A 22,621-nucleotide genomic window follows, 5' to 3' on the forward strand; every position below is an offset into this window, starting at 1 on the left:
AGAATCAGGACACCTGACGCATGGACGTATACGCCCCTCAAGTATGGCAGCCGCATGAACGGCCGACCCTGCCGGGATCGCCGTCCAATCCCGACCATTCCATGCCGAAGCGCGTCGCCTTCCTGCTGGTGGGCTTCATCGTCGCCATTACCGGCGGCCTCGGCAACGCGCTGGTGTCGGTCAACCTGCCGTATCTGCAAGGCTCGCTGGGCGTGTTCACCACCGAAATCCAGTGGCTGCCGGCCGCTTACGTGATGACCAACGTCTCGATGAACCTGCTGCTGGTGAAATTCCGCCAGCAGTACGGGCTGCGCCTGTTTACCGAACTCTTCCTTGTGTTGTATGCGCTGGTCACCGTGGCCCACTTGTTTGTGCATGGCCTCGGCTCGGCGATTGCTGTGCGCGCCGCGCATGGCATGAGCGGCGCGGCGCTGACCACGCTGGGTTTGTATTACACGCTGCAAGCCTTCCCGGCCAAGCACCGGCTCAAGGGCGCGGTGCTCGGCATCGGCTTTTCGCAGCTGGCGATTCCGATGGCACGGCTGTTCTCGTCCAACCTGCTGGATTTCGGCGAGTGGCGCGGCCTGTATTTCTTCGAGCTGGGAATGGCGCTGGTGTCGCTGGCCTGCGTGCTGGCGCTGAAGCTGCCGCCGGGCGACCGCATCAAGGTATTCGAGAAAATGGACTTTTTGACCTTCGGCCTGTTCGCGCCCGGCGTGGCGCTGCTGTCGGCGGTGCTGGCGCTGGGCCGCACCGTGTGGTGGCTGGATACGCCATGGGTCGGCTATGCGCTGGCCGGCTCGATCGTGCTGATCTGCGCCGCGCTGGCGATCGAACACAACCGCGCGCGGCCGCTGCTCAACACGCGCTGGCTGATCAATCCCAACATCGCCCGTCTGGCCACCTCGGTGCTGCTGATCCGGGTGGTGCAATCGGAGGCCAGCGGCACGGTCGGCTTCCTGCAGGTGCTGGGCCTGAACAATGACCAGATGCTGACATTGTGGTGGGTCGTCATGGCCGGCGCGGTGGCCGGGCTGGTGGTCAGCGCGCTATACATTTCGCCGACGCGGATTCCCGGCCAGCTGCTGTTCTCGCTGGCGGTGATGGCGCTGGGCGCCTACATGGATTCCGACGCCACCAACCTGACGCGGCCGCAAGACCTGTATCTGTCGCAGTTCCTGCTCGGCTTTGGCGGCGCGCTGTTTGTCGGCCCCACCTTTATTTCCGGCTTTGGCGCGGTGATCGCCGCGCCGAACAACCTGGTCAGCTTCTCGGTGATGTTCTCGATCACGCAAACGCTGGGCAGCCTGCTGGGTACGGCGGTGACCGGCACCTTCCAGGTGTGGCGCGAAAAATACCATTCCAGCATCCTGGTCGAGCACCTGACCCTGCTCGACCCGCAGGTGGCGGCGCGCATCCAGGCCGGCGGCGCGCGCGGGCTGGCCTCGCTCAGTGCGGCGGCGACGCGCGAAGCCAATATCCTCGCCTATAACGACGTGTTCCTGGGCATCACCGTGCTGGCGCTGCTGACGATGGCGGGGATGCTGACCCATTACCTGTGGACCGCCAGTGTGTCCCAGCAATCGAAGTCGGTGCAGAACGCCCAGACCGGCATGGCGACTGCTTCTCTCAACAATTCCGGATCCCGCTGAAACCCATGGCCAATACCCCCACTCCCGACACCCCACCGACTCCTGACAACCGCATGGCGGCGATGGCTGCGGCCGCCGCCGCAGCAGCGGTGGCCGCTTCCAGTCCCGCTGCGCCGGCGCCGGACCGGCGCGCGCAGGCGGTGTCCGCCACCTTGTTCGCGCTGGTGGCGCTGGTGGGCGTGCTGGTGGTGCTGTATGCATGGCGGCTGCCGCCGTTCACCAGCGCCATCGTCGCCACCGAGAACGCGCTGGTGCGCGGCCAGGTGACGCTGATCGGCACCCAGTTGCCGGGCTATGTGGTGGACGTCAAGGTGCAGGACTTCCAGTACGTGAAGCAGGGCGAGTTGCTGGCGCAGATCGACGACCGCATCTACCAGCAGCGCTACGACCAGGCGCAGGCGCAGCTGGCGGCGCAAAAGGCTGCGCTGGAAAACTGGGTGCAGGCGCATCGCTCGGCCGAAGCCAGCGTGCTGCTGAATGAAGCCACCTTGGCCAATGCGCAGGCGCAGGCGGCCAAGTCGGTGGCCGATCTGAAGCGGGTCAATTCGCTGGCGGAAGATGGTTCGCTGTCGCTGCGTGAACAGGACTCGTCGCGTGCGGCCAATGCGCAGACGTCGGCGGCGGTGGCGCAGGCGCGCGCCAGTGTGGACATCGCCCGGCAGCAGGTGCGCTCGGTGACGGTCAACAAGCTGTCGCTGGAGGCGGCGGTGGCGAATGCGGAAGCGGCGCTGAAGGCGGCCAAGGTCGATCTCGACAACACCCGCATCAGCGCGCCGGAAGACGGCCAGCTGGGGCAGGTCACGGTGCGCAAGGGCGCCTACGTCAACGTCGGCGCGCAGTTGATGGGATTGGTGCCGAAGCAGTTGTGGGTGATCGCCAACCTGAAGGAAACGCAGATGAACGATGTGCAGGTCGGCCAGCCGGCCACGTTTAAAGTCGATGCGCTGGATGGCGCGCAGCTGACCGGCGTGGTGGAGCGGATTTCGCCGGCCACCGGCTCGGAGTTCAGCGTGCTGCCGGCCGATAACGCTACCGGCAACTTCGTCAAGATCGCGCAGCGCATACCGGTGCGCATCCGCATCGACCAGGGCCAGGCCAACGCGCGCCGGCTGTCGCCCGGCATGTCGGTCGTGGTCAGCATCGACACCTCGGTCAAGGTGCGCGAGACGGCGCATGGCCAGCCAGCACCGGCCGCAGCGCCGGCGGGAGCCAGGCCATGACGTGGCGCGCAATGTGCGGCCGGCGCTCCAGCCACGCCGGCATGCGCGGCATGGCGGCAGCTGTCGCCGTGGCGCTGGCGCTGGCGGGTTGCGCAGCCACTGTGGCGCCGCCGCCGGCATCGACCTTGCAGGTGCCAGCCGCGTGGCGCACGGCGGTGCAGCAGCAGGGCAGTGGACCGGTGGCGCAGCAGTGGTGGCAGAGCTTCGGCGATCCCGCCTTGACGGCGCTGGTCGACACGGCCTTGCAGAACAACGGCGACCTGCGCGTCGCCCGTGGCCGGGTGGCGCAGTACCGCGCGCTGATCGGTGTGGCCAAAGCCGGGCAGAAACCCACCGCCTCGGTCGATTCCACGCCCACCCGCGCGCGCCAGCTGGCCTACAACGGCGTGCCTTACGTGACCAATGTCTACCAGGCCGAATTCCAGGCCAGTTACGAAATCGACGCGTGGGGCCGGCTGGCCGCGCTGACCGACGCCGCCACCGCCACCTATCAATCCGAGCAAGCCAACGCCGATGCGGTGGCGCTGTCGATCGCCGCCACCGTGGCCTCCGGCTATCTCAACCTGCGCGGTCTGGATGCGCAGCTGGAGCTGACCGAAGCCACGCTCAAGCTGCGCGAAGAATCGGCCAAGCTGGCCAAGCGCCAGTTCGACGTCGGCTACAGCTCGCGGCTCGAGTGGCTGCAAGCGCAGGCCGAATACCAGACCACCGCCGAAACCGTGCCGCAGCTGAAGCGGCAAATCTTTGAACAGGAAAACGCGCTGTCGATCCTCACCGGCGGCAATCCCGGCCCGGTGGCGCGCGGCACCGCGCTGGCGGACCTGCAACCGCCACCGGTGCCGGAAGGGCTGCCGTCGGAACTGCTGCGCCGCCGTCCCGACATCGCGCGCGCCGAATACAACCTGGTGGCGCTCAACGCCAACCTGCAGGCCACGCGCGACCAGTTGCTGCCGTCGTTCCGGCTGACCGCAGTGGGCGGCGTGCAAAATCTGAAGTGGCACGATCTGCTGAACGCGCCGACCGCGCTGTGGCACCTGACTGCCGCCGTGGCCGCGCCGGTGTTCGACGCTGGCCGCGTGCAGTCGCAGACCGACTCGGTGGCGGCGCAGCGCGACCAGAGCATCTATGCGTATGAGAGCGCGGTGCGGACGGCGTTTTCGGAAACCGAGAATGGCCTGGGCGCGATCGTGCGGCTGCGCGAACAGGCGATCCAGAACGATGCGCGCCGCGCCACGGCAGCGGAAACGCTGCGCATTGCGCACAACCGCTATCGCAACGGCTACGCCTCGTATCTGGAAGAGCTGGACGCCCAACGCACGCTGTACAGCGCGGACGTCGGACGCCTGCAGTTGAAGACGCGGATACTGGTCGCGTCAGTGGACCTGTACCGCGTGATGGGTGGCGGCTGGATTAAACCTTGACCGGAATGCAGAGTTCCGCAGCGAAGACGCCGGTGTCCGGGTCCATGCCGTAATCGGCCGGATAGCGCTCGAAGCACACGCCTTCGTCGATCTTGCCTTCGGCCGACAGCTGGCCGAAGAATTCGCCCCATGCCGCCGGCACGTCGGCGCCGGTGCCTTTGAACGGCGCCACCGCGTAATGCCCCGCCGGCAGGTGCGATTCCTTGGCCGGCGGCTGGATCGGATAGTCGGCCGATACCGCCACACAGGCGTCGTAGCGGCACTCGGCGGCCGGCGTGGTGGACGGATCATCCTGTGCCACGCCGTAGGTCACCTTGCCGGTCAGGCCCATGGCCTGCTGCCACGGGGTAAACACTTCCTTCCAGAATTCGCCCACGGCGGGACCGAACGGCCCCTTGTAGCGCAAATAGGCGACCCGGACTTCAGGCAGTTCTTTTATCTCGTATTGCATGCACGTCTCCTTCATGAACAGCCGGCTGGCGGCGCACCTTGCGCAGCATGCGCTGCAGCCAGTGTTCAAAGTCGTCGACATAGGTGAACACGGCAGGCACCACCAGCAAACTCAAAAGCGTTGAAGTAATCAGGCCGCCAATCACGGTGATCGCCATCGGCGAGCGGAAGCTGGGGTCGGCGCCCCAGCCCAGGGCCAGCGGCATCATGCCCGCGCCCATCGCAATGGTGGTCATCAGGATCGGACGGCTACGTTTGTGGCAGGCATCGACCAGCGCTTCAAAACGCCCCATGCCTTCCTGGCGGGCCAGAATAGCATAATCAACCAATAAGATTGAGTTTTTTGTCACGATCCCCATCAGCATGATCAAGCCGATCATCGACGGCATCGACAGCGCGCTATGCGTCACCAGCAGCGCCACGAAGGCGCCGCCGATCGACAGCGGCAGCGCCGCCAGAATCGTCGCCGGCTGCATGAAGTCCTTGAACAGCAGCACCAGCACGCAGTAGATGCACAACACGCCGATCAGCATGGCCAGGCCGAAGCTGGCGAACAGCGACGCCATCTCCTGCGTATCGCCCAGTTCCGCGATCTTCACCGACGGCGGCAGGTTCTTCAGCGACGGCAGCGCGCGCGCTTCGCTGTTGACTTCACCCAGCGCGCGCTTGCCCAGCTCCACTTCCAGCGTGACGTTGCGGCTGCGGTTGAGGCGATTGATCTGCGCCGGGCCGCTTTGCATGCTGATGTCGGCCACGGTGGCCAGCAGGACCGGGCCGTTCTTGCCCGGCACCGTAAGTCGGCCGATGGCGTCCAGATCGGCGCGCACGGCGTCCGGCAGCTTGACGCGGATCGGCACCTGGCGCTCCGGCAGGTTCATCTTGGTCAGATCGGTGTCGTAGTCGCCGGCGGTGGCCACGCGCACGGTCTGGCCGATGGATTCGGCGGTGACGCCCATGTCGGCCGCCTTGGCGAAGTCCGGCTTGACGATGATCTCCGGCCGCACCAGCGAGGCGGTCGAGCGCACGTTGCCGACGCCTTTCAGCGTGCGCAGTTCGCGCTCGGCTTTCTGTGCGGCGGCTTTCAGCGCCACCGGGTCTTCGCTGCGCAGCACCAGCTGCATCTTGACGCCGTTGTCCGGCGGGCCGACCTTGAAGCGGGCGCCGGGAATGGCGTCCAGCTTGTGGCGGATCTCGGCTTCCAGATCGGCCATCGATTCCTTGCGGTCGGTGCGGTGCACGGTGGTCAGCGTCAGCACGGCGCTGCGCGCTTCGGCTGCGGCGCCGGGGGCGAAGGCGTCGCCGCTGGAGCCGCCGCCGATGGAACTGAATACCGACTTGATGCCCTTGACCTGCATCGCCGCAAGGCGCGCGCGCTCGGCCACTACGCCGGTTTCTGCCAGCGTGGAGCCGGGCGGCAGTTCCAGGTTGATCTGGGTTTGCGAGCGGTCCGCCGCCGGCACGAAGCCGGTCGGCAACAGGCCGACCAGCATGATCGAGGTGACGAAGAACACGGCGGCGGCGCTGGCGGTCACCAGGCGGTGCGTCAGGCACCAGCGCATGACGCGGATGTAGCGCGACATCAGCCAGCCGTCTTTTTCTTCCTTGTGCGCGGCGGGCTTGAGAATGTAGGCCGCCATCATTGGCGTCAGCAGACGCGCCACCACCAGCGACGCCAGCACCGCGATCACGGCGGTCCAGCCGAACTGCTTGAAGAACAGGCCGGGAATGCCGCTCATGAAGGCGGTCGGCAGGAATACGGCCACCAGCGCGAAGGTGGTGGCGATGACCGCCATGCCGATTTCGTCGGCCGCTTCCAGCGCCGCTTCCATCGGCGTTTTGCCCATGCGCAGATGGCGTTCGATGTTTTCGATTTCGACGATGGCGTCGTCCACCAGCACGCCGACCACCAGCGCCAGCGACAGCAGCGTGACGGTGTTGAGCGTGTAGCCGAACAGGTAGATGCCGAGGAAGGCCGGCATCACCGACAGCGGCAGCGCGGCGGCGGCCACCAGTGTGGCGCGCCAGTCGCGCAGGAACCACCACACCACCAGCACCGCCAGCAGCGAGCCTTCGTACAGCAGTTCCATCGAGCCATCGAAGTTTTCTTCGACCGGATGGGCGTTGTCGATCACCTGTTTCAGTTCGACTTTTGGATTGTTCTTTTGCAGCTCTTCGATGGCGGCACGCGCGCCTTTGGCGACCGCCACTTCACTGGCGCCTTTGGTGCGGAAGATTTCAAAGCCGACCACCGGCGCGCCGTCTTGCAGTGCGATGGCGCGCGGTTCGGAGACGGTGTCGGTGACGGTCGCCACCTGGTCGAGCCGCACGCGGCGGCCATCCGGCAGCGGCAGGTCCATCGCCGCCAGTTCGGCCGCCGTCTGCACGGTGGCGATGGTGCGCACCGATTGTTCGGCGCCGCTGACATCACCGCGTCCGCCCGGCGCTTCTTTCTGCACCTGATGCAGCTGGCGCGAGACGTCCAGCGCAGAGACGCGCAACGCGGCCATGCGGGCGTCGTCCAGCTCCACGCGGATTTCGCGATAGACGCCGCCGACGCGTTTGACAGCGCCGACCCCGGGTACCGCCAGCAGGCGCTTGGCGACGGTGTTGTCGACGAACCAGCTGACTTCCTGATTGTCCATTTTGTCGCCGTGGGTCGGCGCGGCGGCGGCGGTGAAGGTCAGCACCACGCGGCCGGCGGTGGAGGCCTTGGTGACGCTGGGGTCGCGCAGCTCGGCCGGCATGTCGGCCTTGACGCGGGCGACGGCGTCGCGTACATCGTTCACCGCGTCGGAGATGTTCTTCTCCAGGATGAATTCGACGGTGGTGGTGGAGACGCCATCGAGCACGGTGGTGGAGATGTTCTTGATACCTTGCAGCGTGGCCACCGAGTCTTCGATCTTGCGCGAGACTTCGGTCTCCAGTTGCGCCGGCGCGCTGCCGTCCAGCGTGGCGGTGACGGTGACGATCGGCAGTTCGATGTCCGGGAAGTCCTGCACCGGATTGGCTTTGTAGGCCAGGAAGCCGGCCAGCGACAGCAGCGCAAACAGCATGATCGCCGGGATCGGATTCTTGATGGAGAGGGCGGAGAAATTCATGCTGGTCCTTAGCTGGCGACGACGTTGACCAGGTCACCGTCGTTGAGGAAGCCGGCGCCGCGCACCACGATCTGGGTATCGGCTTTGAGGCCGCCCAGCACTTCGATGCGGTCGCCGAGGCGACGGCCCGGTTGCACCTTGATCTGGCTGACATGCCTGTCGGCGTTGAGGCGGAACACGAAGCTGAAGCCGTCGCGCACCACGATGGCCTGCTGCGGCACGGTCATGGCGTCGGAGGCGCCCAGCTGGAACTGGCCGCTGGCGAACATGCCGGCCTTGAACGGCGCGTCCCTGCTGCCGGCGCTTTGCGGCAGGTCGACGTAGACCAGTGCGGAGCGGGTTTGCGGGTCGACGGTGGGGGCGATCATGCGCACCTTGCCGGTCACTTCGCTGCCGTTGGCGGCTTTGACGATGGCGCTGACGCCGGGCTTGAGGTAGCGCAGGTCGGCGGCGACCACTTCGGCGCGCCATTCGAGGCGGCCCTGGCGGATCATGCGGAACAGTTCCGTGCCGGCGCCGGACACCGCGCCAACGGTGGCGCTGCGGGCCGAGATGACGCCGCTGTCGGGTGCTACGACTTTGGTGTATCTGAGGCGCAGCTGCTGGCTGGCCAGTGCCGCCTTGGCGGAGGCGATGCGGGCGTTGGCGGTTTGTTCGGCGGTGTTGTACTGGCTGATCTGCTGCGTGCTCAAGGCGCCGGAGTTTTGCAACGTGCGGGCGCGGGCGGCGTTGGCGGCGGCGTCGGCGGCGTTGGCTTCGGCCTCGTGCACGGCCGCCTGGGCTTGCGCGAGGTCGGCGTTGACGGTGTCGGCGGAGAACACGGCCAGCACCTGGCCAGCCTTGACGATGTCGCCAACGTTGACGCGCACGTCGGTCAGGCGCAGGCCGTTGGATTCGCTGGAGACGCTGGCTTCCTGCCAGGCGGCGACGTTGCCGTTGGCGGCCAGTTTGATCGGCAGGCTGGCGGCGCTGGGCTGGGTGATGGTGACGGTCAGCGCGGCTTTCGGCGCTTCGGCTTTCTTGTCGTCGGCGGCCTGGGAGTAGCTGGCGACGCCGGCGGCGGCGACCGCAAAAGCGGCTGCCAGGACGTAGGCGAGTGGTTTCAGTTTGGCGTTCATGATGGGCTGATAGAGTTAGTTGGCGGCTGGCCTGGCGCGATCCGGCGCGCGAGCGATGACGGCGGGCGTGACGGCGGCAAGCTTAGTGGCTGCGCGGTCGCCGGTCGGCGCTGTGGTGGCTGACGCGGAGGCGGTGCTGGGTGCGGTGGCCTGTGCGCTGGCTGGTGGAGTGAAACCGCCGCCGGCAGCGCGGTACAGGGCAACCCAGGCGGCGCTGCGGTCGCGTTGCAGGTTGATGACGGTTTGCTCGGCGGCGAGGCGCGTGCGGCGCGCGTCTTCCAGTTCGAACAGGCTGGCCATGCCGTTCCTGTAGCGCTCATCGACGGCGGCGTAGTTGGCGCGGTAGCCTTCCAGCGCGCTTTGAGCGTGGCCGGCGCGGGCGGCGGTGCTGTCCAGGTTGACCAGCGCCTGTTCGACTTCGCTGACCGCCTGGCGCACGGTGGCGCGGTAGCTGCTGACGGCGGCGTCGTAGCGCGCGTTGGCCGAGTCGACGTTGGCGCGGCGGCGGCCAGCGTCAAATACCGGCAGCGACAGCGCGACCGGGCCGATGGTCCAGGTGTCGGTCTGGGTGCTGTCGCCGCCGGCGCGGAAGTTGGCGACGCCGACCGAGCCGGATAAGGTCAGACGCGGATAGCGCTGCGCCTGGGCATTGCCGACATCGGCACTGGCGGCTGCCACTTCGCGTTCGGCCGTGAACACGTCCGGCCGCTGACTTAACGTGCGCGCCGGCAGTTCCGCAATCGCCATCGCCGGCGCAGTGCCGGCTACGGGCAGGCCGGCTGCGAGTTTCTGGCGCAGTGCCGGTTCGTCGACGGCGGTCAGGGCGGACAGCACCTTGACGTCGATGTCGCACGCGGCGCGCTGGGCGAGGTAGCGGTTGTTGCCATCGGCAGCGCTGGCGCGGGCCAGCGCCAGGCTCGCCGGCGACTGGAAGCCGGCCTTGGCGCTCAGCTCGGTCAGCCGCTCGGTGTCGGTGCGCGACCTGGCATCCTGCTGCGCCACGGCCAGCAACTGCTCACAGGCGCGCAAGCCGTAATACTGGTTCGCCACCTCGGCCGCCACCGACACCCGGGCGTCGTGCCAGCCCGCATGCGCGCTCTCGAGGCGCGCCTGCGCCGCGTCGCGCGCTGCCCGGTTGGCGCCAAACAGATCGACCTCCCATGACGCGTTGAAGGCCGCCTGCGAGGTGGTCCCCATCGGCAGCGCCGACTGCTGGTTGGAGCGGTTGACGCTGGCCGCCGCATCCACATTCGGCAGCAGCGCCGCTCCTGCGGCCACCCGCTCGGCACGCGATTGCGCAATGCGCGACGCCGCCGACGCCACGGTCGGACTGACTGCCTGCGCCGATTCGATCAGCTGCACCAGCAAGCCATCGGCCTGCCCGCGCCACCAGGTGGCGAGATCGGCCTGGCTGCCGTTGTGCGGCAACGGCGCCTGCCATTGCTGCGGTGGCAGCGCATCTACGTGGCGCGCCGGTCCCTGCACCGCACAGGCGCTCAACGTCGCCGCAACGGCCAGGGCCATCGCGCGTAATAAAACTCTCATGCTTTCCCTTGTTGAATCAGTCGTTTAAATTATTGCTGAGGGGTTGTTGCTGAGGTGTAGACGTTGGCCGGCGGTAAATATTGCAGATGCACAGGCAAAAAAAAAACCCGCTGCCAGTGGCGCGGGTTAAATTCCAATGTTCAGCGAACGGATTGGAGGAGACAGTTCCAACTATACCCCTCTTTATGTTGCACTGCAATACCGTAGAATTACGTTGTTATTATTGTCATCTTTTAAAATCCTCAAACGCCCTTGGCCGGCAGTGCCAGCGTGAAGGTGCTGCCGTGGCCGAAGTCGCTCTTGAAGAACAGCGAGCCGCCGATCAGGTTGGCCAGGTTCTGGCACAGGTACAGCCCCAGGCCGGCGCCTTCGGCGTGCCGGGTGGAGGTCGAATCGAGCTGCGAGAACGCCTGGAACAGCTTGGCCTGGTCTTCCTCGCGGATGCCGGCGCCGCTGTCGGCCACCGAGAACTCGATCATCGGCGCCTGGCCCTCGACCACCCGCTGGCCCAGCGACACGCGCACGGTGCCGCTCTCGGTGAACTTGATGGCGTTGTTGCCCAGGTTGAGCAGGATTTGCGTCAGCGCGCGGCGGTCGGTCTCCAGCACGATGGCCGGATCGGCCAGGTCCATCTCCAGCGTCAGGTTCTTTTGCACGGCCAGCGGGCGGAGCGTGTCCACCACATCCTTGACCACGCCCTGGCACTGCACGGTTTCCAGTTCCAGCGTAACCTTGCCGGCTTCGATCTTGGCCACGTCCAGAATGTCGTTAATCAGCGAGAGCAGGTGGCGCGCGCTGGTACGGATGGTGTTGAGCTGCTTGTCCTGTTCCGGCGTCAGCGGGCCGGGCAGCTTCATCAGCAGCGCGCCGGTGAAGCCGATGATGGCGTTCAGCGGCGTGCGCAGTTCGTGCGACATATTGGCGATGAAGGCCGACTTCATGCGGCTCGCTTCGGCCAGTTCCAGGTTCTTGAGCGCGATTTCGCGGTTGATGGTTTCCAGCTCGCCGGCGTGGTGCGCCAGCCGCATATTCAGCTCGATCACCTGGCGCTCGCGCGCCTGCAGCTCGCTGTTGACCTGCACCGCCTGTTCGTAGGTGGAAATCAGCAAATCGAGGATCTGCTGGCGGTCGGCGTTGATGAAGTGCTTTTGTTCGCCAAGATACAGAGCGATGCCGATCTCCATGTTCTGGTTCTTGCGCAGCTTCTGGTTCATCAGCATGTGGCCGATGCGGTTCAGCAGATAATCTTCCGCGTACGGCTTGCGGATGAAGTTATCGGCGCCGCATTCGATGCCGCGGATGATGTCCTTCGGGTCCATCAGCGAGGTGACCAGGATCACCGGGATGTCGCGCAGCTCCGGGTCGGCCTTGATGGCGCGGCACAGCGTGTAGCCGTCCATTTCGGGCATGACGATGTCCGACAGCACCAGGTGCGGCTTGCGCTCGCGGATGGCTTCCAGCGCCAGGCGGCCGTTGGGCGCCACGCGGGCGTTGTAGCGCATCGACTGGATCAGCCGGCGCAGACGTTCGGCCTGGGTGGGACTGTCTTCGACGATCAGTATTTCGATTTCATCTGGCTGTATTTCGTAACTGGTGTCCACAGACCACCCTCCTGGTGCATAGTTGGCTAGGCAAACTATATCGGATTACCCTATCAAGGGGAAGTTTCCTGTCCCTGGAAACTGCCGGCGCGCCAGGTCAGCACCAGTGTGTCGCGATGGCCGTGTTGCGCCAGGGGCTGGATCGGCGTGGATTCATGGATGACAGTGGCGTCATCCAGCAACAACATGGTCCAAGGCGCGGTCATGGTGAAACGCTTGCCGTTCGGGCCGTCGGCCTCGAATACCCGGGTTTCGCCGCCCTTGATGCCACCGCGGGCGATCAGGATCACGGCGACGAAATCGACGCCGTCGCGGTGCGCGCCTTCCGGCGTGGGCCGGCCGATGCCGTCGGTGGTGTCGATGCGAAACTGGTGCGCCTCAACATACCATGGCGCGGCGCTGTTTTCCGCCTCGCGCGCCGCGCTGCACAACTGGCCGATGGCGGTGATCAGCGCCGGCCAGCCCTGCTGCGTGACGGTGGCCGGCAGCACCGGCTCGAACAGGCGGTGCATGCCGCCGTGCAGGGCGTTGTATTCGAGCGGCTGCCAGTGCGCGCGGTGCGGCGTCTGCGTCAGGTGGCGGCCTTCCTGGATGAAGCAGGAATGGCGGCGCCGCCGATAGCGGCCGCCGTCCTTCAGATACTGGTCGGTCGCGAGGTCGTTCCAGCTGGGGATCAGCGCGTCCAGCGCGGCCAGCGGCAGGCCGGCCAGCGTGGCCACGTCTTGCGGTTGCAGCAGCGCGTAGCCGTCCCGGCGCAGGGCCGTCACGGTGTCGGCCAGCGGCGTGTAGAGTGGTGTCGTCATCGTGTTTAGCTGGCGGAGGTCATCAGGCTGGCGCGCAGTTCGTCCAGTTGCTGCTTCATGCCGACCACCTGGTCCAGCGTGCATTGCGTGGCTTGCAGAATGGACGGCGGCAGCTTGGCCGCTTCGTGGCGCAGCGCGTCGCCGTGCGGCGTGAGCTTGATGATGACCTGGCGCTCGTCGCTGGCGGCGCGGTTGCGGGTGATCAGTTCCGCCGCTTCCATGCGCTTGAGCAGGGGCGTCAGCGTGGCCGAGTCGAGGAACAGCCGTTCGCCGACCTCCGACACGGTCAGTTCGTTTTTCTCCCACAACACCATCATCACGAGGTATTGGGAGTAGGTCAGGCCCAGGCCGCGCAGCAGCTTGCGGTACAGCTTGCTCATTGCCAGCGAGGTGGAATAGAGCGCGAAGCACAGTTGCTGATCAAGCTGCGGGACGCCGAAGGTGGGGGTAGTTTGCGTATCCATCTTCCCAGTATAGGTAGTGCACTATCCAATTGCAAGCTCGCCGGGGAAAAATAGTTTTGGCCGGTAAATCCGCTCGGTTATGATGATGGTAAGAATACTCGCGGGAGCAGCGGCGCATGAATGTCAAAAAGGCCATCGTACTGATAGTCGATGAAGCGACGGACAACCTGATCCAGATGAACGGCATGCTGGAGGATCAGTACGAAGTCCGGCTGGCCAACAGCGGCCGCGCGGCGCTGGACATCATGCAGCACGTGCCGCGCCCGCACCTGGTGGTGGTGGACGCCGACCTGCCGGGCGTGGACGGTTACAGCGTCTGCCAGCAGTTGAAGTCCAGCCCCGACACCGCCGATATCCCGGTCATTTTCCTGCAACGCGCCCCGGACGAGCAGCGCGCGCTGGACGCCTGCGCGGCCGACGTGGTGCCCAAGCCGGTGCAGGGCGGCGTGCTGCGCGCGCGGGTCGACACCCATCTGCAGCTGCGTCACGCGCGCGAGCTGCTCAAGCAGCAGCGCAACCTGCTGGAACACGTGGTGGAAGAGGTGACGGCGGAGCTGAGCCAGATGCTCGACGCGATGATCTGGGCGCTGGCGTCGCTGGCCGAAACGCGCGAGTACGAAACCGCCAACCACCTGCGGCGCGTGCAGCACTACATTGTGGCGCTGGCGCGCCAGTTGCGGCACCACAAGCGCTTCGAGGAAGAACTGAGCGAGGCCAATATCAAGGCGCTGTTCAAGGCCGCGCCGCTGCACGACATCGGCAAGGTGTCGATCCCGGACGCCATCCTGCTCAAGCCGGACCGCCTGACCGACGCCGAATTCGAGGTGATGAAAAAGCACACGGTGTACGGCCGCGACGCCATCGCCAACGTCGAGAACACGCTGGGCTACACCAACACCTTCCTGCGCTACGCGCGCGAGATCGCCTATTCGCACCAGGAGAAGTTTGACGGTTCCGGCTATCCGCAAGGGCTGGCCGGCGAGGCGATCCCGATGGCGGCGCGCCTGATGGCGGTGGCCGACGTGTACGACGCGCTGATTTCCAAGCGCGTCTACAAGCCGGCCTTCACCCACGAAACCGCCATGGAGATGATACGGCAGGGAAGCGGCGAGCATTTCGACCCGGACGTGGTCGACGCCATGCTGACGGCGGAGGAGGAATTCATGGCCATCGCCAACCGCTACAGTGACGCCGCCGGCTAGATCATGCGCGGGCGCGGCTACCTGGCTTTCTTCGTCGGGATCTGCCTGACAGCCTGGACCTGCTATTTTGTGATTCAGGAGCAGCAGAAGCAGCAGGTGCAGGATGGCTTCCAGCGCGACACCGAGAAAGTGGCGCGCGACATGCAGAACCGCCTGCAAATCTATTTCGACACACTGCACAGCATGAAGGGTGTGTATGCAGTCAACGACACCATCGACCGCCAGCGCTTCCACCGCTTCGTCAATGAGCTGAAGGTCGACCAGCGCTATCCCGGCTATCAGGCCTTGCAGTTCGTGCGCGTGGTGCCGGAGGCCGAGCTGCGGGCGTTCGTGGAGCGCGTAAAGCGCGACACCGCGCTGGCGCCGCAAGGCTATCCGCAATTTCATGTGCACCCGGCCACGCGCCGCCCGCTGCACTACATCATTGAATACACCGAACCGCTGAAGGGTAACGAGAACGCCTTTGGCCTTGACCTGGCGGCGCTGGCGCCGCACCTGAAGGCGCTGGAACTGGGACGCGACAGCGGCGACATCGTCGCCACCGAACGCATCACGCTGGTGCAGGACGCCAGCGGCGAACCGGGCTTCGTGGCGCGCGCGCCGGTGTACCGCAACGGCCTGCCGCTGGAGACTACGGCGCAGCGGCGCGAGGCGCTGCAAGGCTTTGTGGCGATTGTGTTCCGCGTCAATGCACTGATGCGCGAGGTGCTCGATCCGGCGCTGCTCGAGCATCTGCATGTGCGCATCGAAGACGGCGGCTTCCAGCAAGGGAAGCCGCCGGCGCCCGGCGTCGACACGCTGCTGTACGACAGCGATGGCAGGGTCGAGACGCACCAGGAGCGCGGCGAGAATGTGCCTGGCCTGACGGCGCAGACCGTGCTGCCGGTGGCACAGCGCCACTGGATCGTGCAGTTTGAAGGCCGCGCCGGCGCGCGTTACGGCCGCTCGCAACTGCCGGTGGTGCTGATCGGCATGGCGGGGGTGATCATCAGCGCGCTGATCGCCGCGCTGATGGTGGTCAACCGGCGCGAGACCGATGCGCGGCACGGCATGGAATTCAGCCTGAAGGAACTGGAGCTGCAAAAGCACAATGCCGAACAGGCGCGCAACAACCTGGCGCGGGTGGTGGCAACGCTGAAGCAGGCGCAGACCAATCTGCAGACTTCGGAGAAGATGGCGTCGCTGGGGGCGCTGGTAGCGGGCGTGGCGCACGAACTGAATACGCCGATCGGCAACAGCCTGCTGACCGCCACCGCGCTGGCCGACATGGTGCGCGACTTCGAGCGCCGCCTGCAGGAGGCCGGCGGCCTGAAACGATCGGCGCTGGAAGCGCATTTGGCCGATGCCCGCAAAGCCTGCGACATCATGGCGCATTCGCTGACGCGGGCGGCGGACCTGATCACTTCTTTCAAACAGGTGGCGGTGGACCAGGCCAGCGGCCAGCGCCGCCGCTTCCGGCTCGACGAGGTGCTGCACGACACGCTGGCCACCTACGCGGCGCAGTTGCGGCGCGCCTGCTGCACGGTGACGGTGGACGTGCCGGCCGATCTGGTGTTCGATTCCTATCCCGGCAGCTTGAGCCAGGTGCTGAGTAACTTAATTGGCAACGCGCTGCTGCACGGCTTCGATGGCCGCGACAGCGGCGTGCTGGCGATCAGCGCGCGGCGCGAGGGAGGCGACCTGGTGATGCTGCAAATGAAGGACAACGGCATCGGCATGACCGACGTGGTGCTGCACAAGATTTTCGATCCCTTCTTTACCACCAAGATGGGGCAGGGCGGTTCGGGGCTGGGGATGAATATCGTTTATAACATTGTGACCGGCGTGCTGAAAGGGACCATCCGCGTGGAGTCGGTGCCAGCCGGCGGCACCAGCGTGCTGCTGGTGCTGCCGCTGACGCCGGCGCCGGCGTCGGCGCCGGAACAGGAGACGGTTCAGGCGTAGCGCTGGCGCAGCAGCTGCAGCATCGCCACGTTCAGTTCCCACGCGTTCGACACTTCCTTCTGCGTGTAGGGCAGGGTTTGCGTGTACGGCGCCGGGCCGAATTCCGGCGTCAGCGTCATGCGCGATGCGCCGGCGGCGCGGCGCAAGCGTATCACTTCATCCCACCACGACAGGTGCGCTTCCAGAGCGGCCTGCGATTCCGGCGCGCGGAAGTCGGCCACTTGCGGGCCTTGCGGGTGGCCGACGCGGGCGTGGATGTGGCGCACGTGCGGCAGGGTTTTGGCCAGCGTCTCCGGCTGGTCCTCCAGCAGCGATTCGCAGGCGCAGCACCAGTGCGACAGGTCGGCTGTCAGTTGCAGCTCCGGCATCTGCTCAAGGTAAGGCAGCAGCAGCATCGGGTGGCCGCTGAAACGGCTGCGGTGGATCTCGTGGACAATCGGCACGCCGTGCTGGCGCGCGATGCCGGCGGCGAGGTCCAGCAGTTCGCGGTTCTGCTGCGGCGTGAAGTAATCCTTGCCGGTGTGCGAATTGACGTGCAGCGGCCTGGCGGCGCAGGCGTTGTGCAGCAGTTCGGCCAACGCTTGCTTGTGCGGCGCGAAGGTCGGGTGGAACACCGTCTCCCATTGGGCGACGATCAGGCCCAGGCCCGCGTCGGCGATCTGGCGCGTCCAGTCATCGCGCTCGGCGGCGTCGAGCGGCAGCGACATCTCGATGCCGTCGAAACCGGCGGCTTTCACGCGCTCGATGAACACCGGCGCCGGCAGCTCGTTATTGCCCCACTGGGCGGCGAAAATTTGAATGTGCATAGTCAGTCGTCATTGCCGCGCACGCGGCAATCCATGGGACGCGTGCGCGGATGCTTAGTATGGGTTCCCGCCTGCGCGGGAACGACGTTAGATGAAGCCCCGCGCCGGCAGCTTGTCGTCGCGCTGGATCCAGTTTTGCGGCGAGTAGCGGGTGGCGCCGTCGGTGACGTGCAGCGTATAGGCGTGGCGCGACACCGCCGAACGATTCGGCGCGCTGTAGTGCGGCAGCAGGCCGTGGAAGCACACCAGGCTACCGGCCTTGCATTCCAGCGGCACGGCGGTGCTGTTGTCCGGCCAGCCCATGTCGCTGAGCTTTTCCATGCCCACGTCGTCGCCGTTGCGCAGGAAGCGTTCGCGCATCGGGCCGCGATGGCCGCCTGGTTCGGCCCACATGCAGCCGTTGTCCAGCGTGGCGTCCTCCAGCGCGAACCAGAAGGTGGTGACGCTGACCGGGTCGGTGTCGAAGTAGGTGGCGTCCTGGTGCCAGCGCACTTCGCCGCCGATGCCGGGCTGCTTGAAAATGTACATCGACTGCCAGACCTTGGGATCGGACAGACCGAGTTCGCGCGCCAGTTCTTCCAGGCGGGCGTCGGCGGTGAAGGCGCGGAAGGTTGGATCGAGATCGTGCATGGCGTGGCCGATCTTGTTGATCGACAGTTCCTTGGCCTGTTTCAGCTGGCCGTCGGCGCCGAAGGCTTCTTCTTCAAAGAAGCAGCGCACGGTGTTGTCGGAGCCGAGGAAGTAATCGTCGGTGGTCTTTTCCTGCTCGATGGTGCTGAAGATGCCGGATTGGGCGGCCGGATCAAAATCGTTGACAATCTGCGCCGCGCGGGCGCGCAGCTTTGCGATCTCCCCGGCGCTCTTGAAAGCGGGGATGACGATGAAGCCATCGCGTTGATATTGTTGTTTTTGTGACTCTGTCAGCATGTCTGGCTCCATGGCGGGATATTTGATCCATCGTATTTTACGGACATGGCCGGGCCATCACAATCGGCAAAAGGTTGACACATTGTCGCCAAAGTGGAGACAATCAAGGCATGGACCAATTACGGGCGATGGAAATATTTGTCGAGGTGGCGAGGCTGCGCAGCTTCAGCGAGGCCGGCCGCCGCCTGGGCCTGACGCGCGCCATGGTCAGCAAGCACATCCTGCAACTGGAAGAGAAGCTGGGCGCGCGACTGCTGCATCGCTCCACGCGGGAAGTCAGCCTGACCGACGTCGGCCAGGCCTATCTGACGCCGTGCATGGCGACGGTGGCGCAGGCGCAGGAAGCGGCGCGGGTGGTGGCGCAGCAGGCCGGCGACGAGCTGGCCGGGCCGCTGCGAATCCAGGCGCCGTCGAGTTTCGGCAGCGAGTGGCTGGCCGGCGCGTTGGCGCGTTTCGCGCTGCTGCATCCGATGCTGGAGCCGATGCTGTTCGTCGACGATGCGCTGCTGGATCCGATCGAACATGGCTTCGACCTGACGATACGGGTGGGCGGCATACCGGACGTGCATGCGCTGGCCATGCGGCCGCTGGCGCCGTGCCGCGGCGTGCTGTGCGCGTCGCCGTCGTATCTGGCGCGGCATGGCATGCCGGTCACACCGCAGGAGTTGCAGCAGCACCGCTGCCTGCACTTCAGTCATCTGACCGACGGCACCCAATGGCATTTCACGCGCGGCGACCAACAGCAATCGGTGCGCGTCGCCGCCAGCTTCACGGCCAACAACGGGCTGGTGCTGCAACAGGCCGCGCAGCAGGGGCTGGGCATCGTCTACAACACGACGTTCCTGGCCTGGCGCAGCCTGATGGAAGGCACGCTGGTGCCGGTGCTGAGCGACTGGGAACTGCCGCTGAATCACCTGAGCGCGCTGTATCCCGCCAGCCGCCAGCCATCGCCCAAAGTGCGCGCGCTGATCGACTTCCTGGTCGCCGAATATCATCCCGTGCCGCCGTGGGACCGCGAACTGCAAGCCTCCGGTATATTGCCCGACTTTTAGGTTTCGCTCCCATCTTGAAAAGGTATCGTGATTATGAGCTTTGAAGAGGACTCCGAACTGACCCCGCTCACTGACGCCCAACTGGAGGGGTTACGCAGGCTCACGATTGAACGGGCACCGGAAGAACTGGCCGCAGTGGAAAGGGCGGCGACGGATCTGGACTTGTTTTACGCATTGCCTCATGCCGCCATGGGTGCGTGGCATCTCGGCAAAATCGAGCTTGCCATCAGCCTTGCGGAAAAAGCGCTTGCTGTTGCGCCTAACTTTAAGGACGACTGGAACTATGGGAATGCGCTGCACTTCGGCCATACTGCCCTTGGACTATGCGCGCTGCACAACGGCCAACCCGAGCAGGCGTTGAATCGGCTTCACCAGGCGGGCACTACGCCTGGTTCGCCGCAACTGAATTCGTTCGGTCCGTCGATGCAGCTCGCCAAGGCCTTGGCTAAGCAAGGCGAGTTTAGCGCCGTCATCGCCTACCTGGAACAATGCCGCGTCTTTTGGAAGAGAGGCGATGTATGGCTGGCTTTATGGAAGAAGAAGCTGTTGGCCGGCGAGGTGCCAAATTTCTTCTTCTCCGCATACCGCTGAGACGGTCCTGACGCCGGCGGGCTAATGTCCGTCAAGCTTTTTAAGCGTCTGTCACTTCGCGAACAAGGCTTGCGCGTCGCGCTTGAAGGACTGGGCCGAACCGTCGCGGCTGTAGAACATGTGGCCGCCCGGGTAGACGGCCAGTTTCGCCGGGGCGGCCATTGCGGCCGGCATCTGGTCGAGGATCAGCGACGACGTGAAGTACGGGCACGACAGGTCGTTGTAGCCGTGCGCGATCAGCACACCCATTTTCGGGTCGTTGGCCATGGCCTGGCGCAGGTCGCTGACCGGCTTGTCCTGGCTGGCGCCACGGTCCCACGCGGCATTCACTTCATACGACAGCGCCTTGTACTGGGCGTCGGTTTTCCAGCCCACTTCACGCGTGATGAAATCGACCATGGCGCTGGTGGTCGGGGCGATCAGCGCGTTCAGGATCGGGTCGCCCGACTTGCGCTCGGCCGAGGCCGGGAACGGGTCGTAGGCGGTGACGTTGGCGTCGTACACCGAGCCGATCTTGCGGTCGCCGCGATGCAGTTCGCGCAGGAAGGTCTGGATGTCCAGACGGCCATCGAGGCGGCCCACGGTGACGGCGTCGATGCCGGTCAGTTCGCTCACCTTGCCCACCAGGCGGTTGATGGCGCCGGGATCGGAGCGGCCGGCCAGCAGGTCGGTGGCGAACTGGCCGCGCGTGTACGCTTCGACGCTGCGCATGGCGTCCGGCGTCAGCCGTTGTTGCGCTTCCAGGTGCGAGGCCGCCATCGACGGCAGGTTGATCATCCACGGCAGCGGCGACAGCGCGGTGTCGTCGCCAATCGCGGCCGGGTCGAGGTAAGGCGAGACCATGAACAGGCCCTTGATGCCGACGCCCAGCTGGGTTTGCAGTTCGCGGGCCAGACGCGGCGCACGGTAGCCGCCGTAGGATTCGCCCATCAGGAATTTCGGCGAGCGCAGGCGGCCGTTCTTGACCAGCCAGTCATACACGGTGCGCGACAGGTATTTGATGTCCGGCTCGGTGGCGTAGAAGTCGGCCTTGGCCTTGGCCGGTTCCTCCAGCGCGCGGCTGAAGCCGGTGCCGATCGGGTCGATGAAGACCAGGTCGGTCAGGTCCAGCCAGGTGTGCGGATTGTCTTGCAGTTCCGACGAGTCGGATGGCGTGTCGCCGGCGGCGCCGAACTGCACGCGGCGCGGGCCGATCGCGCCCAGGTTCAGGTACACCGACGAGGCGCCGGGGCCGCCGTTGAAGGCGAAGGTGACCGGCCGGTTCGGGCTGCTGCCCGGCACCGTGTAGGCGGTGTAGACCACTTCGCCGATCACTTTGCCTTTGGCGTCACGCACCTTGATGGTGCCGACCGTGGCGTCGTAATTGAACGGCTTGCCGTTCAGGCGGATGGTCTGGCGGATGGTTTTGTCGTCCGGCAGCGGCGGCAGTTCGAGGTCGGACTTGGCTTTGGCGTCGGCTGCCGGTGGCGCATCGGCGGCGTGGACGGCGGGCAGGGCGGCAATCAGCAACGTCGCAAGCGCAGCGGTGCGAAGAAGGCTGGAAACTGGTGAGCGGGGCATAACATCCTTATCTGGAAAAATGTGACCAGCGCAACATTAGCACAGCCTTTCGTCCAGCGTCAGGGGAGTTGCCAGGCACCGTCCTGGTACACGCGCTGGCCGTCGAGGTAGACGCCGTCGGTGACGGCGAAGACGTCGATGTGGTAGCGGGCGTCCTTGCGTTTCAGCTGCGGCTTGGTGTAGACGCCATGCTTGGCGCCCAGCGACAGGTGGATGCCGCACATGCGCTCAAAAGTGCCGATGTCGTCCACCATGCGCTCGCGCGTGAAGGCGCGGTTCATGCCGAAGCCCAGTTCGCGCAGCCACACTTCGCCTTCATGTTCGCGGATGATGGCCAGCATCTCCTCGAATGCCGGCGTGCTGTTTTCGGTGCCGACCACGCGGCCTTTGTCGACGGTGATGGTAATCGGCGCGGCCGGCCGGTTGACCAGGAATTTGGTGTCGCCAAACACGAAGATGCGCGCGCGGCCGCTGACCGCTTCCAGATCCTGCGCTTCGGTAAACACTTCGCCCAGTGGGAACTGGCCGCCGACGTTGGTCATGCCGCTGTAATCGCCGATATTCAGCTTGGCCGCTTCAAATGGCGAGGCAAATACCAGCTGCGCGCCGTCGCCGCTGTCGACCACGCCGCGTTGCGCGCGGTCGATGCGGGCTTTCAGGCCGTGGCCGACGCCGCGGTAATAAGAAGGGTCGTAGGCCAGCGAATTGATGTAGTGCAGGCCCTGGTCGCCCGGCATGCGCGCCAGGTGGACGTGCTCGATCACCTTCAGCCCGCGCTTGAACAGTTCGATGCGGATGCGGTAGGCGTCCATGCGGAAGCTGGTCGATTGCACCAGCACCACCAGGTCGCCCGCCTGCAGGCGCTCGAAGGTGGCCAGGATGGCGGCCGGTTCGGTGCTGTCGAAGTCGATGAACTTGGCATCCGGCGCGGCGCGGCGATAGGCTGCGGTCAGCGCGCGATTGAGGTCGGTGCGGGTGTCGTAGACGATCAGCGCGGCATGCGGCGCGCGGTGCTCGATGGCGATGGTCAGCGTGTCGTGCAGGTGGCGCGCGGCCTGGTCGACGGCGGTTTCGGGAATGGCGCCGAAACGGGAAGGGGAGGACGTCATGGTGAGGCGGTTATTGGGATCAGCCCGCATTATAAGGTAGTTGTCGGCCGTACCACGC

18 protein-coding genes are annotated in these 22,621 nt (G+C 65.7%); 7 read left to right on the plus strand and 11 right to left on the minus strand.

The annotated features are described in order from the left end of the window. The first annotated feature begins 20 nt into the window (after positions 1–20). From GTP55_RS10565 to GTP55_RS10575, 3 genes are read left to right on the plus strand one after another with little or no spacing between them, the layout of a single operon-like run. Complete coding sequence (locus GTP55_RS10565) at positions 21–1,652, plus strand: MFS transporter (protein ID WP_161044884.1); 1,632 nt, start codon at positions 21–23, stop codon at positions 1,650–1,652. 5 nt (positions 1,653–1,657) lie between these two features. Beyond that, the gene (locus tag GTP55_RS10570; RefSeq protein WP_161044885.1) at positions 1,658–2,872 is read left to right on the plus strand and encodes an HlyD family secretion protein; all 1,215 of its coding nucleotides are present in this window, start codon (positions 1,658–1,660) and stop codon (positions 2,870–2,872) included. Then, positions 2,869–4,293: an efflux transporter outer membrane subunit gene (locus GTP55_RS10575; protein WP_229257858.1), complete on the plus strand. Its 1,425-nt coding sequence runs from the start codon at positions 2,869–2,871 to the stop codon at positions 4,291–4,293. The genes GTP55_RS10570 and GTP55_RS10575 overlap by 4 nt, the downstream gene beginning before the upstream one ends. Here GTP55_RS10575 and GTP55_RS10580 read toward each other — a convergent pair. From GTP55_RS10580 to GTP55_RS10610, 7 genes are all read right to left on the minus strand, one after another. Continuing rightward, complete coding sequence (locus GTP55_RS10580) at positions 4,283–4,744, minus strand: AraC family transcriptional regulator (protein ID WP_161044886.1); 462 nt, start codon at positions 4,742–4,744, stop codon at positions 4,283–4,285. The genes GTP55_RS10575 and GTP55_RS10580 overlap by 11 nt on opposite strands. Next, positions 4,716–7,841, minus strand: coding sequence for an efflux RND transporter permease subunit (locus GTP55_RS10585; protein WP_161044887.1), 3,126 nt, complete (start codon positions 7,839–7,841; stop codon positions 4,716–4,718). Before GTP55_RS10585 ends, GTP55_RS10580 begins: the two co-directional genes overlap by 29 nt. Positions 7,842–7,849: 8 nt before the next feature. Continuing rightward, complete coding sequence (locus tag GTP55_RS10590; RefSeq protein WP_161044888.1) at positions 7,850–8,959, minus strand: efflux RND transporter periplasmic adaptor subunit; 1,110 nt, start codon at positions 8,957–8,959, stop codon at positions 7,850–7,852. A gap of 15 nt (positions 8,960–8,974) precedes the next feature. Beyond that, the gene (locus GTP55_RS10595) at positions 8,975–10,504 is read right to left on the minus strand and encodes an efflux transporter outer membrane subunit (RefSeq protein ID WP_229257859.1); all 1,530 of its coding nucleotides are present in this window, start codon (positions 10,502–10,504) and stop codon (positions 8,975–8,977) included. A 242-nt stretch (positions 10,505–10,746) separates the two neighbouring features. Then, positions 10,747–12,105, minus strand: a complete 1,359-nt coding sequence (locus GTP55_RS10600; RefSeq protein ID WP_161044889.1) for a hybrid sensor histidine kinase/response regulator — start codon at positions 12,103–12,105, stop codon at positions 10,747–10,749. A 53-nt stretch (positions 12,106–12,158) separates the two neighbouring features. Next, positions 12,159–12,908: a 2OG-Fe dioxygenase family protein gene (locus GTP55_RS10605; protein WP_161044890.1), complete on the minus strand. Its 750-nt coding sequence runs from the start codon at positions 12,906–12,908 to the stop codon at positions 12,159–12,161. 5 nt (positions 12,909–12,913) lie between these two features. Then, entirely contained in the window at positions 12,914–13,372 is a 459-nt protein-coding gene (locus GTP55_RS10610; RefSeq protein ID WP_161044891.1) for a MarR family winged helix-turn-helix transcriptional regulator, read from the minus strand. Positions 13,373–13,488: 116 nt separating this feature from the next. Here GTP55_RS10610 and GTP55_RS10615 point away from each other — a divergent pair, with 116 nt between their 5' ends. Beyond that, positions 13,489–14,574 carry an HD-GYP domain-containing protein gene (locus tag GTP55_RS10615; RefSeq protein ID WP_161044892.1) on the plus strand — a complete coding sequence of 362 codons (1,086 nt, stop codon included), beginning with the start codon at positions 13,489–13,491 and terminating at the stop codon, positions 14,572–14,574. Between the two features lie 3 nt (positions 14,575–14,577). Further along, positions 14,578–16,518, plus strand: a complete 1,941-nt coding sequence (locus GTP55_RS10620; protein WP_202423647.1) for a CHASE domain-containing protein — start codon at positions 14,578–14,580, stop codon at positions 16,516–16,518. Here GTP55_RS10620 and GTP55_RS10625 read toward each other — a convergent pair. Beyond that, entirely contained in the window at positions 16,509–17,324 is an 816-nt protein-coding gene (locus GTP55_RS10625; RefSeq protein WP_161044893.1) for a sugar phosphate isomerase/epimerase family protein, read from the minus strand. The two genes, GTP55_RS10620 and GTP55_RS10625, sit on opposite strands and share 10 nt — an antisense overlap. 87 nt (positions 17,325–17,411) lie before the next feature. Further along, complete coding sequence (locus tag GTP55_RS10630) at positions 17,412–18,251, minus strand: phytanoyl-CoA dioxygenase family protein (RefSeq protein ID WP_161044894.1); 840 nt, start codon at positions 18,249–18,251, stop codon at positions 17,412–17,414. A 110-nt stretch (positions 18,252–18,361) separates the two neighbouring features. On the opposite strand from GTP55_RS10630, the gene GTP55_RS10635 reads away from it, so the two are divergent. Together GTP55_RS10635 and GTP55_RS10640 are read left to right on the plus strand one after the other, a co-directional pair. Continuing rightward, positions 18,362–19,303 carry a LysR family transcriptional regulator gene (locus GTP55_RS10635; protein WP_229257860.1) on the plus strand — a complete coding sequence of 314 codons (942 nt, stop codon included), beginning with the start codon at positions 18,362–18,364 and terminating at the stop codon, positions 19,301–19,303. 33 nt (positions 19,304–19,336) lie between these two features. Continuing rightward, positions 19,337–19,894, plus strand: a complete 558-nt coding sequence (locus GTP55_RS10640) for a hypothetical protein (protein ID WP_161044895.1) — start codon at positions 19,337–19,339, stop codon at positions 19,892–19,894. 51 nt (positions 19,895–19,945) lie between these two features. Here the strand turns inward: GTP55_RS10640 and GTP55_RS10645 are convergent, their stop codons facing one another. Together GTP55_RS10645 and GTP55_RS10650 are read right to left on the minus strand one after the other, a co-directional pair. Beyond that, on the minus strand, positions 19,946–21,454 hold the full coding sequence (locus tag GTP55_RS10645) for a S10 family peptidase (protein WP_161044896.1): 1,509 nt from the start codon (positions 21,452–21,454) through the stop codon (positions 19,946–19,948). A gap of 59 nt (positions 21,455–21,513) precedes the next feature. Further along, entirely contained in the window at positions 21,514–22,563 is a 1,050-nt protein-coding gene (locus tag GTP55_RS10650) for a hypothetical protein (RefSeq protein ID WP_161044897.1), read from the minus strand. Positions 22,564–22,621 lie beyond the last annotated feature (58 nt).

The sequence above is a fragment of the Duganella margarita genome, assembly GCF_009857535.1.
Taxonomy (GTDB): domain Bacteria; phylum Pseudomonadota; class Gammaproteobacteria; order Burkholderiales; family Burkholderiaceae_D; genus Rugamonas; species Rugamonas margarita.

Excerpts from the sequence above, each read along its gene's own strand:
- GTP55_RS10615 (WP_161044892.1), top strand. The coding sequence starts at position 13,489 with ATGAATGTCAAAAAGGCCATCGTACTGATAGTCGATGAAGCGACGGAC.
- GTP55_RS10585 (WP_161044887.1), bottom strand. The coding sequence starts at position 7,841 with ATGAATTTCTCCGCCCTCTCCATCAAGAATCCGATCCCGGCGATCATG.
- GTP55_RS10620 (WP_202423647.1), top strand. The coding sequence starts at position 14,578 with ATGCGCGGGCGCGGCTACCTGGCTTTCTTCGTCGGGATCTGCCTGACA.
- GTP55_RS10640 (WP_161044895.1), top strand. The coding sequence starts at position 19,337 with ATGAGCTTTGAAGAGGACTCCGAACTGACCCCGCTCACTGACGCCCAA.
- GTP55_RS10630 (WP_161044894.1), bottom strand. The coding sequence starts at position 18,251 with ATGCTGACAGAGTCACAAAAACAACAATATCAACGCGATGGCTTCATC.
- GTP55_RS10610 (WP_161044891.1), bottom strand. The coding sequence starts at position 13,372 with ATGGATACGCAAACTACCCCCACCTTCGGCGTCCCGCAGCTTGATCAG.
- GTP55_RS10650 (WP_161044897.1), bottom strand. The coding sequence starts at position 22,563 with ATGACGTCCTCCCCTTCCCGTTTCGGCGCCATTCCCGAAACCGCCGTC.
- GTP55_RS10645 (WP_161044896.1), bottom strand. The coding sequence starts at position 21,454 with ATGCCCCGCTCACCAGTTTCCAGCCTTCTTCGCACCGCTGCGCTTGCG.
- GTP55_RS10605 (WP_161044890.1), bottom strand. The coding sequence starts at position 12,908 with ATGACGACACCACTCTACACGCCGCTGGCCGACACCGTGACGGCCCTG.
- GTP55_RS10565 (WP_161044884.1), top strand. The coding sequence starts at position 21 with ATGGACGTATACGCCCCTCAAGTATGGCAGCCGCATGAACGGCCGACC.
- GTP55_RS10580 (WP_161044886.1), bottom strand. The coding sequence starts at position 4,744 with ATGCAATACGAGATAAAAGAACTGCCTGAAGTCCGGGTCGCCTATTTG.
- GTP55_RS10625 (WP_161044893.1), bottom strand. The coding sequence starts at position 17,324 with ATGCACATTCAAATTTTCGCCGCCCAGTGGGGCAATAACGAGCTGCCG.
- GTP55_RS10575 (WP_229257858.1), top strand. The coding sequence starts at position 2,869 with ATGACGTGGCGCGCAATGTGCGGCCGGCGCTCCAGCCACGCCGGCATG.
- GTP55_RS10595 (WP_229257859.1), bottom strand. The coding sequence starts at position 10,504 with ATGAGAGTTTTATTACGCGCGATGGCCCTGGCCGTTGCGGCGACGTTG.
- GTP55_RS10635 (WP_229257860.1), top strand. The coding sequence starts at position 18,362 with ATGGACCAATTACGGGCGATGGAAATATTTGTCGAGGTGGCGAGGCTG.
- GTP55_RS10570 (WP_161044885.1), top strand. The coding sequence starts at position 1,658 with ATGGCCAATACCCCCACTCCCGACACCCCACCGACTCCTGACAACCGC.
- GTP55_RS10590 (WP_161044888.1), bottom strand. The coding sequence starts at position 8,959 with ATGAACGCCAAACTGAAACCACTCGCCTACGTCCTGGCAGCCGCTTTT.